Source organism: Carboxydothermus hydrogenoformans Z-2901, assembly GCF_000012865.1.
GTDB lineage: Bacteria > Bacillota > Z-2901 > Carboxydothermales > Carboxydothermaceae > Carboxydothermus > Carboxydothermus hydrogenoformans.
The window spans coordinates 255,593-268,836 of sequence record NC_007503.1; the positions used below are offsets into that span (position 1 = coordinate 255,593).

At 40.1% G+C, this 13,244-nt stretch carries 13 protein-coding genes, 1 tRNA gene and 1 other RNA gene; 8 read left to right on the top strand and 7 right to left on the bottom strand.

What is annotated here, in order from left to right; translation table 11 throughout:
* Positions 1 to 87: 87 nt before the first annotated feature.
* The 3 genes from rnr to ssrA all read left to right on the top strand — a co-directional run bounded on the left by rnr (position 88) and on the right by ssrA (position 3,158).
* Entirely contained in the window at positions 88 to 2,262 is a 2,175-nt protein-coding gene (gene rnr, locus CHY_RS01300; protein WP_011343237.1) for a ribonuclease R, read from the top strand.
* Positions 2,263 to 2,346: 84 nt separating this feature from the next.
* A complete protein-coding gene (smpB, locus tag CHY_RS01305; RefSeq protein ID WP_011343238.1) occupies positions 2,347 to 2,796 on the top strand; it encodes an SsrA-binding protein SmpB in 450 nt (149 codons plus the stop codon).
* 3 nt (positions 2,797 to 2,799) lie between these two features.
* Positions 2,800 to 3,158, top strand: a transfer-messenger RNA (tmRNA) gene (ssrA, locus tag CHY_RS12925).
* Positions 3,159 to 3,260: 102 nt separating this feature from the next.
* On the opposite strand, the gene CHY_RS01315 is transcribed toward ssrA, so the two are convergent.
* From CHY_RS01315 to CHY_RS13095, 6 genes are all read right to left on the bottom strand, one after another.
* Positions 3,261 to 3,599: a recombinase family protein gene (locus tag CHY_RS01315; protein WP_011343239.1), complete on the bottom strand. Its 339-nt coding sequence runs from the start codon at positions 3,597 to 3,599 to the stop codon at positions 3,261 to 3,263.
* Between the two features lie 91 nt (positions 3,600 to 3,690).
* Positions 3,691 to 4,191: a DUF4411 family protein gene (locus tag CHY_RS01320; protein ID WP_011343240.1), complete on the bottom strand. Its 501-nt coding sequence runs from the start codon at positions 4,189 to 4,191 to the stop codon at positions 3,691 to 3,693.
* A complete protein-coding gene (locus tag CHY_RS01325; RefSeq protein WP_011343241.1) occupies positions 4,188 to 5,369 on the bottom strand; it encodes an ImmA/IrrE family metallo-endopeptidase in 1,182 nt (393 codons plus the stop codon). The genes CHY_RS01320 and CHY_RS01325 overlap by 4 nt, the downstream gene beginning before the upstream one ends.
* A 141-nt stretch (positions 5,370 to 5,510) precedes the next feature.
* On the bottom strand, positions 5,511 to 6,104 hold the full coding sequence (locus tag CHY_RS01330; protein WP_011343242.1) for a restriction endonuclease: 594 nt from the start codon (positions 6,102 to 6,104) through the stop codon (positions 5,511 to 5,513).
* A 162-nt stretch (positions 6,105 to 6,266) separates the two neighbouring features.
* Positions 6,267 to 7,577 carry a DUF4041 domain-containing protein gene (locus CHY_RS01335; RefSeq protein ID WP_011343244.1) on the bottom strand — a complete coding sequence of 437 codons (1,311 nt, stop codon included), beginning with the start codon at positions 7,575 to 7,577 and terminating at the stop codon, positions 6,267 to 6,269.
* A gap of 253 nt (positions 7,578 to 7,830) precedes the next feature.
* A complete protein-coding gene (locus CHY_RS13095; RefSeq protein WP_011343245.1) occupies positions 7,831 to 7,971 on the bottom strand; it encodes a hypothetical protein in 141 nt (46 codons plus the stop codon).
* Positions 7,972 to 8,272: 301 nt separating this feature from the next.
* Here CHY_RS13095 and dut point away from each other — a divergent pair, with 301 nt between their 5' ends.
* The 4 genes from dut to CHY_RS01355 all read left to right on the top strand — a co-directional run bounded on the left by dut (position 8,273) and on the right by CHY_RS01355 (position 11,746).
* Positions 8,273 to 8,713 (top strand): dUTP diphosphatase, encoded by a 441-nt coding sequence (dut, locus tag CHY_RS01340; protein WP_011343247.1) that lies wholly within the window; start codon positions 8,273 to 8,275, stop codon positions 8,711 to 8,713.
* An 83-nt stretch (positions 8,714 to 8,796) separates the two neighbouring features.
* Positions 8,797 to 8,871, top strand: a tRNA-Arg gene (locus CHY_RS01345).
* A gap of 197 nt (positions 8,872 to 9,068) precedes the next feature.
* A complete protein-coding gene (locus CHY_RS01350; RefSeq protein ID WP_041537606.1) occupies positions 9,069 to 10,697 on the top strand; it encodes a two-component system sensor histidine kinase NtrB in 1,629 nt (542 codons plus the stop codon).
* A 143-nt stretch (positions 10,698 to 10,840) separates the two neighbouring features.
* Positions 10,841 to 11,746 (top strand): hypothetical protein, encoded by a 906-nt coding sequence (locus tag CHY_RS01355; RefSeq protein ID WP_011343249.1) that lies wholly within the window; start codon positions 10,841 to 10,843, stop codon positions 11,744 to 11,746.
* Here CHY_RS01355 and CHY_RS01360 read toward each other — a convergent pair.
* A complete protein-coding gene (locus CHY_RS01360) occupies positions 11,743 to 12,387 on the bottom strand; it encodes a L,D-transpeptidase family protein (protein WP_011343250.1) in 645 nt (214 codons plus the stop codon). The genes CHY_RS01355 and CHY_RS01360 overlap by 4 nt on opposite strands.
* 94 nt (positions 12,388 to 12,481) lie before the next feature.
* Between CHY_RS01360 and CHY_RS01365 the strand changes: the two genes are divergently transcribed.
* Positions 12,482 to 13,057: a GerMN domain-containing protein gene (locus CHY_RS01365; RefSeq protein ID WP_011343251.1), complete on the top strand. Its 576-nt coding sequence runs from the start codon at positions 12,482 to 12,484 to the stop codon at positions 13,055 to 13,057.
* The last annotated feature ends 187 nt before the right edge of the window (positions 13,058 to 13,244 follow it).

Genomic DNA, 13,244 nt, shown 5'->3' on the forward strand with positions numbered 1-13,244 from the left:
GGGGAAGGTGTACCCGCCTTTTGACATAATTGTAGTAAATTTAGGTGAAAATAAGTGACGAAGTGACGTTAAAAGGAGGAGTAATAAATGAGAGAAAAAATTTTGGAGTATTTAATAAAAGCTAATTCTCCGCAATACCCCGATAAAATCATCGAAGGTCTTGGCCTTACTGATGTTTCGGAAATAAAGAAATTGCTTGCGGCTTTAAGAGATTTGGAAAAAGAAGGAGAAGTGTATGTAACAAAGGCCGGTAAATATGGCCTTCCCGAGCAAATGAACATGGTGCGGGGAAAGATTCAGGGGCATCCGAAAGGATTTGCCTTTTTAATACCCGAGGACCGGGAAAAGCAGGACGTATTTATTTCTCCTACCAATTTAAAAGGAGCAATGCATAACGACCGGGTACTGGTAAGATACCTTCCCTTTTCCGATGGTAACCGTCCGGAAGGAGAAGTTGTCAAAATTTTAGAACGGGCCAATAAAACGGTGGTGGGGAGTTTCTACCGGCGGCGGCATTATGGTTTGGTGGAGCCGGATGATGAGCGGATTACCGGTGCCATAATTATTCCTCTGGGGAAAAAGGGAGTAAAAGCAAAGAACGGTGAAAAGGTGGTAGTGGAGATTACCGCTTATCCCCGGAAAGGAGAACTTCCTGAAGGGAAAATTATTGAGATTTTAGGCGATCCAGAAGATCAAGAGACGCGGTTAAAAGCCATCATCAAAAAATACGGCCTTTTAGATTCCTTTAAACCGGAGACAATCAAAGAAGCCAGGGCTATTTCCCAGGAAATTGGCCCGGAAGAGCTAAAAAGCCGCCGGGATTTAAGGGGAGAAATGATTGTTACCATTGATGATGAAGATGCCAAGGATTTAGACGATGCGGTTAGTTTAAAAAAGCTTCCTAACGGTAATTACCAGTTGGGGGTACATATTGCCGACGTATCGTATTACGTGCGGGAAGGTTCGGCTTTGGATAAAGAAGCGCTGGAACGGGGAACCAGTGTTTACCTAGCGGGTAAAGTGTTGCCGATGCTTCCCCCGGAGCTGTCCAACGGAATTTGCAGCTTAAATCCCCGGGTGGACCGGTTGACCCTATCGGTGGTAATGGAAATTACTCCCGCCGGAGAAGTGGTGAGTCATGAAATTTTTCCGTCGGTTATCAAGACCCGGGCCCGGCTTACCTACACCATTGTGAAAAAAGCTGTTTTGGATAAAGATCCAAAAGCCCGGGAAGAGCTGGGGGATTTGGTGCCCATGTTGGAGGAAATGGCCAACCTTGCCATGATTTTAAGAAAGCGCCGGCTTGAGCGGGGGGCAATTGATTTTGACCTTCCCGAAGCCAAAGTAATCTTAGATGATAAAGGGGAAGTGGTGGATATCGTCCGGCGGGAGCGAAACATTGCTCACCAGCTAATTGAGGAGTTTATGTTAATAACTAACGAAACGGTAGCGGAAAGATTTTTCTGGCAGGAAGTGCCGTTTTTGTACCGGATTCACGAAGATCCCGACGAAGGGAAAATCCAAAGCTTAAAAGAGTTTTTAAGGCTTTTTGGTTATAACTTAAAAGGTGGCCGGGACGGGAAATACCACCCCCGCGAATTTCAACGGCTTTTGGAAAAAGTGGCGGGAAGGAAGGAAGAAAGGGTAATCAATGCGGTCATGCTGCGGTCAATGAAACAGGCCCGTTATTCGGCGGAAAGAATCTGGCATTTTGGCTTAGCGGCGGAATACTACACCCACTTTACTTCACCCATTCGCCGTTATCCCGATTTAATGATTCACCGGATAATCCGGGAAGTATTAGAAGGGAAACTTACCCCGCGGCGGGAAGCAAAACTTGCCAAAATTTTACCGAAGGTAGCCAAACATTCGTCGGAGATGGAACGCCGGGCCATGGAAGCGGAACGGGAATCGGTGGAAATGCGGATGGTCGAGTTTATGGTAGGTAAAGAAGGTACCGAATACGATGCTATAATTTCCGGGGTAACTTCTTTCGGCTTTTTTGTGCAGTTGCCTAATTTAATTGAGGGGTTAGTGCGCGTATCCACTTTAGAGGATGATTACTATCTTTATGATGAAAAAAGTTATGCCCTTATTGGTCGGCGCACGAAAAAAGTGTTTCGTTTGGGTGATGAAGTGCGTGTAAGGTTGGTTAAAGTAAACACTGTCTCAAGAGAAATTGATTTTATGCTTGTAAAAAAACTTGGGGAAAGTCCTGAAACTAATGAATCGGCGGAAGAAATTTTGGAGCGGTTAACGTAAAAAAATTTCTGAGCAAAGGTTTTTGAAAATATGATATAATAATTTAAGTCATGTATGTTACGAGATTTTAAGGGGTATGTTTTTATGGAAAAGATAATTGCGGAAAATCGTAAAGCTTATCACGATTATCATATTCTCGAAAAATACGAGGCAGGAATAGCATTAAAAGGAACCGAGGTTAAATCCATTCGCCTTGGCCGGGTAAATTTAAGGGATAGTTTTGCCCGGATTGAAAACGGTGAGCTCTGGCTTTACAACATGCACATAAGTCCCTATGAGCAGGGGAACCGCTTTAACCACGAACCTAAAAGACCCCGAAAGCTATTAATGCATAAAAGGGAGATTATGCGCCTTTTTGGTAAGACCAGGGAAAAGGGTCTAACTTTGGTACCATTAAAGCTTTACTTTAAAGGAAATTATGCTAAAATAGAATTGGGCTTAGCCAAAGGTAAAAAGATTTACGACAAGCGGGAAGAGATGGCAAAAAGGGATGCAGCAAGAGAAATTGAAAAGGCTCTTCGAGCTCGTTATTAACCTGGGGGCGTAAAGGGTTCGACGGGGGAGCGAAGGGCCGAAAGTAGCGAGGCGAGGACCCCATCTTACCTCGTTAAAAATGGTGGGAAAAGATAACTGCCAACGAAAACTACGCTTTAGCTGCTTAATAACGCAGCTACGTCCTGACGGAAGCTTGCCCGGGGCTTCTGTCGGGGCGTGACCGGACCGGGCTGGCTTATGAAGGGTGTCCCGGCTCTTCATAAGCGAGATTTTACGGGATAGCCCGATTGTGGCCTGCCGGTAGGCACCAATCGGGTGAAAGCAAAAATACCGGCTGCCCTCGGAGAAGCTTTCGGTTCTTGTCCTCCGGACGGTGGGTTCGATTCCCCCCGCCTCCACCATTAAAAACCACAGTTATTTTAAATTCAACATCCGTTTTATCATTGTTTACAGTAACTTTATCAATAAATTCCTGGCAAGGTGTAAGAGCGACTGGATCATTACTATCCAGTTGCTCTTTTTTGCTTTTTAAGAAAGAAATAATGTTGTACTCCACATCTCCGGAACTTCCTCTTATAGATAGCACTGTCATTTCTATTGCGGGCGAAGCGGTCCAGTTTGTGAATGAGAACAATACCAAATAGGCCAAGCTTGGCGTCACTATCCATTCCAAGAAAGTTTGGCCTGTCATCGGTTAGTGCTGAACGTGTTTCATCAGCGTATATTTTGACAATGTGGTAGCCTTTTTGCTTTGCATATTCAGAGCAGGCCCTTACCTGGGTAGTTATATATTCTTCGCATTGGTTGTCAATGGAGAAACGGACGTAGATCACAGCACGCATAAGCTACCTCCAAAACAAATGTTCGAAATAAGGATAAAAAGAAAAAGCGGTGGGCCGCAAACTACAAAATATTTTAAAATTTTTTAGCTTATTAAGCAATTTTCACACCTAAATTTCTCATCATATCAAACGTATCAATATATGGTACATTAAAGGCTTTGCATACATTGGGTATAGGAACTTTCTTCCTTATATTTGGATTATATTTTTCATGAGTAACAAGAATACATCCTTTAACTTTTGCATAAGCAATTAACCAGCCATCAGCTCCACTAGCAAATTCTGCTTTAGCTTCTTCTAAAAACTGATCATTGCTATTTACCCATTCCATTATTTCTCGATAGGCATTAATAACATCGGGCTGATTAGTAGAATTACACCAATTATGAAAAATGGTTTTTATCCATTTCGATAGTTCGTCCTGATTTCGTACTATTTCATCTTTTACCCAATCAATACTGAGCACATCACCATTTTTAGCGTGGTCAATTAAGATTCTCCAGAAAGCAGGCACAAGATCAAAAGCATAATATCGCCGTGCTGCTTCCACAAAAACATTAGTATCTAGCAAATATGAAGAATTATGCTTCATAGCATGCCTCCCCAATCGATAAACTTTGCATATTCTTCGAAAGTTTTGCCATAAAGTCCGGTGAGTTGATAAGCTTCGCGATAAAGTATTTTACCTTCTTTTGCTGCGCGGATTACAGCTTCTGCAAAACGTCTTCCAAGACGTAAGTTTTGAGTCTTATAAAAATTACCTCCTTCATTGTCTTTGACTCCAAATAGACGTTCTTTTTCAAGGTAATTTTCGTAAAAATTTAAAAACTGTTCCCGGTTAATAAGCTTTAAATCTAAAGCTCTTCGGGCTATAACTATCTCGCTCACTTTAAATCTACTAGCAAGCATTTGAAAAACGTCTCTACCATGAGCAATAGAAGACCATGCTTGGCGTAATTCAGCCGCAGGTACTAAAAATTCAGCGGCGACGTAATTACAAGCTTGTTCAATTTTGTCATTGGCTGGATGAAGGGACTGCAAATCAAAAGCAGCACTACTGCCGTACCAAATGTGTGCTAACTCATGAGCTAATGTAAACATTTGTGCCGCTTTACTATCAGCACCGTTTACAAATATTAAAGGTGCGTACTCATCTACTAAGACAAATCCGCGGAACTCTGCTGGATTAAGCTTGCGGTGCGTGTTATTTCCAACTATACTGTTGACAACTACAATAATACCAATGTCTTCGATTTTCTTTTGTAATTCTCTTAGTGCAGCGGTCCATGTCGGTTGGTTGGCTGCCCAGTCATTTTTTAGTCCTAACGTATTTCTTATTTTCTGAGCTACATCGTGAGGATTATCTTCGAGCTTAGCAGTTTTGACAAAAGGAAGAGGTTCATGTCCAAGGTCAATAAGGTAGTCGCGCATCCATGCCTGGCGACGTTTCATTGTATAGAAAGTCTCGATAAATTCGGGGCTTAACCGTTGTATAGTATGATCTCCGAGAGTTCGAAAAAATGGTATAGGTAGTTTTTCTTCAGGTGGCTTAGAAAGAAAAAAGTAACCAAGTGGGGTAGAAGTTGCCTTTGCTAAGTCTTCCAACTGTCGTAAAGTAGGCATACTCTTGCCAGTTAACCATTCATTAATTTTTGGAAATTTTCTGCTAATATCATGAAAGCGGCCAGAACGTTCTAACGCCCAATTGAGAACAGGCACACTAATGTTTACTCTTACTATATTAGATCTTTCTTTTTTACTACTATCCATAATGTATGACCTGGCTCACTAAGTTTGCTTGAGTAAACTGAGGAGGGAATTTAAACTGAACCAGGTGTAGCACCTCCTTTCTTAATATTTTAACATTTTTTATTACAGAAAAAACCCTGCTGCCCCTTAGTTACGGTATTGTCATTTCATACTTTTTCTTCCCATAGAAAGCTCTATTAACTTATTCCTATCTATTAGTTCAACATTATTAGCCTTTGCAAGATTTATTGCATTTTCAGTGAAGTAGTTATTGGTGCAAACTAAAGCTTTGTGGCAACCATAAAATTTTACTGCTGAAATAGCCTCCTGAACGGCTTTTATCCCTACTTTGTTTTTATGCCTTTTGGCTTGGACAACAATTTTTATATTGTCTTTTTCAATTATTAGGTCTGCTCCGTAATCAGCGGTTTTACGGGTTTCCTTGACTTTGTAACCGTAGTCCTTAAATAATTTCTTTAACCACTTCTCAAACTGTTCTCCGGTGAATTTATCAACTTCTTTGATTCCAGATTTTCGATATATAGTGTCTATAAAAATACTTGTTAAAAGCCTTACCACCAAAAAAAATGCTGAAAGTATTGTTTCAACAACTAAAACAGTAACAAAATCAAAACTGTAATTTGCTTTTGGAAAAGTTAAAAATGCAATGAGAGTTAAAAATAGTGCAACAAAGAAAAATCCCGCTATACTTCCCGCTACATAGTCAACATATTCCAATAATCTTAAAATTGGCATTTATAATTACCTCCAACTTAGCATAATTATTTCTGCCAATTCATCTATTTTTTCTCTAATTTTTCATGTTGCATATTAAGGCCAACTAAATAGGAGTAAAAAGAAATAGACGCAATTCTTTCTTCTAACCCAAAACGCGGGCTGGCCATATTATTCTTATGTTTAAGCTCCTTTAGTTCGTCTAAGGCTTTCCCAATATTCTTCTGCCGGCGGGTCTATAGTCCAACTAACAAAACCGCCATGTAATTCTTCTATGGCTTTTCTAATTTCTTCAAGAGGAACTTTGAAGAATTCTTTTCTGGGGTTAACTTTATTTACTTCATATTTTCTAAAGCGTTCATGTAAGGCCGCTTCAAGGGCGGGAGCATCTTCGCTAAAAATTATTGCGTGAACATCAAATTTAAAAGGTACAGAAGCATCACCTAATTCGTTTATTCTGTCCATTGGATCAAGACGCCTTGTCATACCTATTTTGAAGACATTTTCGCCAAATGCATCTATATTTGAGATAATGTAAACAAAACCTGCTCTGGTATTTTGTTCACGGTTGATAATATCTTCTTTGGCTTTGGTTACTTCTTCTAATTTTTCCTCGATAGATTTTATTTGTTCTATATAAAAGCTTTTTTCTACATCACTTGTTGCCTTTTGCATATGAGCCATTAACTTTTTAATTTCGTTTCTGAAATGAGTTTCCTCTTTTTCAAGCTTTTGTCTTTCTCTCTCAAGTTCTTTACGCGCTTTTTCTTCATCCAAGAGTTGCTCGCGGATAGCTTTTTGTAATTCTTTTTCTTGTTCTTTCTTTAGTTGGTATGCATAAACAAGATTAAGCTCTTCAAGTTTACTTTCTAAGTATTCTTTGGACAAAGCTACACCGTCGGTTGCAAATATTTTATTAAGCGTTTCAAAAGATTTTATTATTTTATTGCGAGCAGTATCTACGTTACGCGCTGAGACATTTACAATAATATTTTCACATTCAGCGTTAAAGCATCGCAGAATCTGTTTCATATTATTTTCGATTACTTTTCTTTTATCAGAAGTAGCTGTAATTTCCAGAGCTTTGTCATTCTTTATTAAATCCTGTTGTTTAAGTCGGAGTAAATGGAGCTGATTTTTAATTTCTTCCGAAGTAAATTCTTCGTAGGCTGTCACATTGACAGCAGCAACTAAGACTTCTTTAGAAAGAGCTTTTAGTTCAAGCTGTAATCGTTTAACCTCATTATTCATTTCGGTAAGTTTTTTTTCGAGGTTAAGCTTTTCTTGGTTAAGATTTTCTACTTCTCGAGTAGCTGTTTCGATAATGTTCTTGGCTTCTTCATTTGCTTTAGCTAAGGTTTCGTCAGCTGAACCGTATACTTTTTGTTGTATTATGAGAAGAATGATGCCTATGATTGCTGGAATACCATACAGTGGCCATAGGGCTACCAATAACGCTATAAACCAAGTGTTCAAATACCACCTTTGTTTCATACAGAATATTCCTCCCACGTTAGTTTTTTATCCAATGTTAACAAGCGCAGTATTTTGCCGCGCTTTCAGCCACACTGTAATCTGTTTTCCGGCTTTGCATTTGCCGGTATATTATTCTAGCTTCTCTATCGGCCAAATTTTCTTTATTATTCCGGATTAAGCGCAAGATTAGCTTATATTCTGATAATTCACAAATTAAGTGTAGAGCTCATGGATAAACACGAATACGCGCTAAGGTACATCAAGATCCTGATTAAAAACCGTTTACATTTGGATATAACTGAGTAATCTTAACTCTAATATCATAAGCGGCTAAAATGTCCTGGAAAAGGTCGGGATTGTTCATTAAAAGCTGGAACAATTCGTTTTTGGAAAGCTTAAGCGGTTCTTCCATGTTTGCCTCCCTGGTTTTGTCGCATGTTTGGAGATTTTGTCGAAAAGTTTAGATAACACAAAAACCCGCTATCTTTTGTCGAGATAGCAGGTCTTTTGCTTTATTTAAGGCTTAATCCGCCTAAGATTGAAAAATCACTGCCCATAAAGGAAAAAATTTTGCCAGATATTCTCAAAAAAATTTTAACATATTTTCCTGATTTTTAAAATTCCTAATTTACAATTAAAAAGTTTTTTTAAAAACGAAAGGCCTTTATAATAATAAAAAGGGAGAAACTAAACAGGTGAATATGGAGGAGAATATGCGCGGATTTAAGGTTGTAAGTTTTTTTGAGGACAAAGGAATTAACATCCCACAGCGAAAGACCAAAGCCAGTGCCGGTTATGATTTGGAAGCAGCGATTGACGTGGTTTTAAACCCGGGTGAGGTAAAACTGGTACCTACCGGTGTTAAAGCTTATATGCCCGAAGATGAGGTACTCCTCATTTACATTAGAAGTAGCCTTGCGGTGAAAAAAGGTTTGCTTTTGGCCAACGGCGTAGGGGTAGTAGATGCGGATTATTACGATAACCCGGAAAACGAAGGGCATATCATGATACCTTTGTTTAACCCCGGAAAAGAACCGGTAACGATCAGGAAAGGGGAGCGGATAGCCCAGGGGATTTTTACCAGATATTTAAAGGCCGATGATGACGAGGCTCTGGGCCAAAGAACGGGCGGGTTTGGTTCTACCGGTCAGTAAAAAATAACAGTAAAATTTCTTTATTAACAACTTGCCTTCAAACGAAAAATGTGTATAATAGTAAGAGCGAGGAATAAAGAAGTGCGCCCGTAGCTCAGCGGATAGAGCGCCGGCCTCCGGAGCCGGGTGCGTAGGTTCGATTCCTGCCGGGCGCACCATAAACTGCACAAAAACCGGGTTTTGCTGCGAACCCGGTTTATTTTTTTAGCTAAAGCAGGAAAAATTAAACTAATGTAGAAGAGAATAGTGAAAAATAATCAGAAAATTTTACCAACAGGGAGTGAGGGGTATTAAAGGCAGGTATTTTTACCTGACCCTTTTGTTGGTGCTGCCATTAGTGGTGCAGGGAACGGTCATGTATTATTTTTTATACCTCGAAATACCGGAGTTATCGGAAAAAAATTTAACATATGTTGCGGTACATATGGCGAAAGAAATTGAGAAAGACCTAACGGATATAGATATAAATAATTTGGAAATTGCCGAGTTAAACGAAATAAATTTAATTTTAACTCATTTTCCCGATATGATGATAAGTTTTATAAAATATCCTAATTTAGAAATTATAGCTCACTATTCCAATAAAAACGGCAAATTAGCTAAAGATAACGAAATAATCGGTGGGGTACTTACCGGAGAAGTTAAAGATATTATAATCAAAAAGCGCTATCCTTATTTTGGTAAGCTAAGCTTAGCCGACGGGAAAGCCTATGTTTACCTCCAACCGGTTTATGTGAAGGGAGAGCTGGTGGGTTTTGTTCTTACCCACCAAAATCGAAATTATCTATCGGTAGTGGTTGGCGAAATTTTAAGGCTTACCGGAACGGTGCTATTTTTAATGCTCCTGGTGGGAATAGGGTATAGTTTGCATTATGTTTTTTTAAACGATCGGAGGACTATTGCCCTTACAAAATCTAACTGGGATTTGCAGCGGAAATTAAATGCCGTTTTAGAAAATGCGCAAACGGGGATTGTTTTAGTTGACAGGGATTTAACTATTACTTACATAAATCCCATGGCGGAAGATTTTTTTAAGATTTCTTTTGCAGAAGCTGTTGGAAAACAGTACGATGAATTTATCAAAAGCTATATTATAACCGATGAGGAGAAAAAGTCATCATTTTTAGTGCATACTTTAAAAACCGGAAATACCGTTTATAAAAAAACAATAACCTTTAAAGTTCTGGGAGAAATGCGTTTGGGGGAAGTTTGCACGGGAATCATCCAAAATAATTTGGGACAAATTGACGGAGCTTTTTTATTTATCCAGGACATAACCGATAAAAGACAGAAGGAAGAGTTAGCTGCCAAAACCCTGCAGTTAGCAGCAGCGGGTGAAATTATGTCGGAACTTACCCACGAATTAAAAAATGCCTTTATGGTGTTAACCGGTTTATCAAAACTTTGTCAGGATGGACGGCCCGAGTTAAAAATGCTTGATGAGGAAATAAATCGGCTGTACCGCTTGACTACTGATTTTCTTAGCTTAACCAGAGCTTACCGGGCTAAAAAAGAACGTTTTGATTTTCAACAGTTAGTGGTGGAAGTATTAGCCCTTGTTGATAAGGAAGCTCGTAAACAAAAGGTAAAAATTGAGACTTTTCTCCATTACCCGCCCTATTTAAAGGGCGATAGGAATCTTTTAAAACAAGCGCTCTTGAATGTTTTATTAAACGCCGTGGAAGCTATGGAAGGGGGAGGGGTTCTTAAGGTTTACCTGGACTACAACGTTAAAAGCCAGGAAATAGTTTTAACAGTGGCCGATAGCGGTCCCGGTATACCTCCGGAAATTCTGCAAAAAATTTGCCAGCCTTTCTTTACTACCAAGGAGAGGGGGACCGGCCTGGGGTTACCTTTTACCAAAAGGGTAGTGGAATATCACTTGGGAAAGTTAATGATTAAAAGCGAAGTGGGCAAAGGAACGTGGGTAATAATTACTTTACCGGTAGAGGAGAATATCCATGAAAAAGTCCAGGTGGTATGAAATAGTAAGTGGCAGAAGAGGCTACCGGCAGAATCGGTGGGCATTTTTTAGGTATTGTTCTCGGTAAAAGCTTTCGATAGTAATGCACAACTCCTTTTTTGGTGGTAAAATTATATAAAGACCGAAAAAAAGGAGCGGGTGCAGTGAAAAGGGTTGTCAGTGTAAGCCTGGGTTCCTCCAAGCGCGACAAAGCAACCGAGGCGGAATTTTTGGGAGAAAAATTTATTATCGAGCGCCGGGGTACCGATGGGGATTATAATAAAGCATTGCAGGTTTTAAAAGAATTAGATGGTAAAGTAGATGCTATTGGACTTGGCGGGATAGATGTCTATCTTTATGCCGGAGGACGCCGGTATGCTATAAAAGATGGGCTGCGGCTTTTGCAGGCGGTTAAAATTACTCCGGCGGTAGATGGAAGCGGCCTCAAAAATACTTTAGAGCGGGAAGTGGTGCGGGAACTTGCCCGCATGGGAATTATCACCCCTAAAAGCAAGGTGCTGCTGGTTTCCGCCGTGGACCGTTTTGGTATGGCGGAGGCGTTAGCCGAAACCGGTGCGGAAGTAATTTTTGGCGATTTAATTTTTGCCCTGGGAATTCCCATTCCTATTAAGAAAATAAGCACTTTAAATTTCTTAGCGGCTATACTACTGCCAATTATTACCAAGCTACCATTTCAGATTCTTTATCCTACGGGCAAGGAACAAGAAGTTAGAGAAAAGAAAAGTAAGAATGACCGGTATTACCACTGGGCGGATATTATTGCCGGGGATTACCTCTATATAAAGAAACATTTACCGGAGCGGATCGATGGCAAGATAATTTTAACCAATACTACTACCCGGGAAGATGTGGAGGAGTTAAAAGCCAAAGGGGCTAAAATGTTAGTGACAACTACTCCGGTTTTAAACGGACGCTCCTTTGGAACCAACGTTATGGAAGGGGTACTTTTAACCCTGTTAAACAAAAAATGGGAGGAAGTAACTCCCGAGGATTATTTAAGACTTTTAAAGGAGCTGGGCTTTAAGCCCAATATAATTGAGTTAAATTAATCATAGATCCTTAAAAGTTTATACATTTCCATGTTTATCCGATTATCAGAGGGTAGGCCGTAGTCAGCACGAAATTTAACTACGGCCTTTTCCATTTTTCGGCCAAAAATACCGTCAATGGGACCGGAATAATAACCTTTAAGCTTTAAAAGTTCCTGCAGGATAAGAACATCGCTTCCTTTAGAACCTACCACTAATGTTCTCCAGGGGATTTCCTGATAGGTAAAAGGATTGCCGAGGATAATTACTTGATCTTGAAGGTGAACCTTTTCGTACAGTTCTTCCACATGCCGGTTTAACATCCGGATACAGCCGTGACTGGCGTAACTTCCAATGGAACCGGGCTTATTGGTCCCGTGAATGCCGTACATACCCCAGGGTACGTTTAAACCGAGAAAGCGGCTGCCAAAACCGCTGCCCCAGTTTTTGCGCATAAATGTAATTTTAAAGCAACCAATCGGGGTAGGAGTTTTCAGGTCACCCAGGGCAACCGGGTATTTTTTTACAAGCTTATTTTCCCGGAAAAGATAAAGGAGGCGGGTCCGCGTTTCAATGACAATGATATTTTTTTCGTTGGCTAAACCGGTGAGGGGAGTTAAAAATATCATAAGGAAAACAAGAAAAAAAAGTTTTTTTACCATTTTATCTACCTCCGGTAATAAACTTGTCCTTTATCGAATAGTTATTTATTAGTGTGGTACATCAGGGCAGGTTTATTTCGGGAGGTGAAAAAATTTGATCAGGAAAATTATGGCAGGTATTTTGGTGGTTTTTTTACTGGCTGGGGTTGCCGGTTGTAGCTGGTGGAATAAGATTTTTGAACGAAAGGCGGTAGTTCCGGACAAAACCGAGGTTAAAGAGGAAAGCGTAGAAGTAGGTCAAAAAGGCGAGATGATTGAAGTAGTTTTATATTTTGCCGATGAAACCGGCGAATATTTGGTTCCGGAAAAGCGGATGATTGCCAAAGTTCCTTCTATAGCCCGGGAAACATTAAACGAACTTTTTGCCGGGCCCCAATCTTCTAATTTAAAGCCGGTAGTTCCTCCTGGTACAGTTTTACGGGATATCAATGTAAAACCCGATGGCTTGTGCATTGTGGACCTGAGCCGGGAAGTAATTGATAACCACCCGGGAGGATCGGCGGCGGAAGCGTTAACCGTATATGCTATTGTGGACACATTATGCCAATTTCCTACGATAAAGAAAGTAGAGTTCAGGGTTGAGGGGGAAAAAGTGGAAAGTTTAAAAGGTCACATGGACCTGACGGTCCCGGTGGAGAAAAATGAGGCAATGATTAAAATCCAAAATTAACCACAAACCTTTTTTGGCCTGCGGCCAAAAAAGGTTTTTTTCTTAAAAACCCTTGACTTTTTTTGTATTTAGAGTTTTTCTAAAAGGGGCAATGGATGGAAAAAAGGAGGTTTGTGTGGGATAATATTAAGAAAGGTACAGAGAAACGGTCTTGGCAGTAAAATATCTTGTTAAAAAACTTTAACCC

What these genes read in the sequence shown, in the direction of transcription:
- rnr (WP_011343237.1), top strand. Translation starts at nt 88, where the DNA reads ATGAGAGAAAAAATTTTGGAGTATTTAATAAAAGCTAATTCTCCGCAA.
- smpB (WP_011343238.1), top strand. Translation starts at nt 2,347, where the DNA reads ATGGAAAAGATAATTGCGGAAAATCGTAAAGCTTATCACGATTATCAT.
- CHY_RS01315 (WP_011343239.1), bottom strand. Translation starts at nt 3,599, where the DNA reads ATGCGTGCTGTGATCTACGTCCGTTTCTCCATTGACAACCAATGCGAA.
- CHY_RS01320 (WP_011343240.1), bottom strand. Translation starts at nt 4,191, where the DNA reads ATGAAGCATAATTCTTCATATTTGCTAGATACTAATGTTTTTGTGGAA.
- CHY_RS01325 (WP_011343241.1), bottom strand. Translation starts at nt 5,369, where the DNA reads ATGGATAGTAGTAAAAAAGAAAGATCTAATATAGTAAGAGTAAACATT.
- CHY_RS01330 (WP_011343242.1), bottom strand. Translation starts at nt 6,104, where the DNA reads ATGCCAATTTTAAGATTATTGGAATATGTTGACTATGTAGCGGGAAGT.
- CHY_RS01335 (WP_011343244.1), bottom strand. Translation starts at nt 7,577, where the DNA reads ATGAAACAAAGGTGGTATTTGAACACTTGGTTTATAGCGTTATTGGTA.
- CHY_RS13095 (WP_011343245.1), bottom strand. Translation starts at nt 7,971, where the DNA reads ATGGAAGAACCGCTTAAGCTTTCCAAAAACGAATTGTTCCAGCTTTTA.
- dut (WP_011343247.1), top strand. Translation starts at nt 8,273, where the DNA reads ATGCGCGGATTTAAGGTTGTAAGTTTTTTTGAGGACAAAGGAATTAAC.
- CHY_RS01350 (WP_041537606.1), top strand. Translation starts at nt 9,069, where the DNA reads ATGTATTATTTTTTATACCTCGAAATACCGGAGTTATCGGAAAAAAAT.
- CHY_RS01360 (WP_011343250.1), bottom strand. Translation starts at nt 12,387, where the DNA reads ATGGTAAAAAAACTTTTTTTTCTTGTTTTCCTTATGATATTTTTAACT.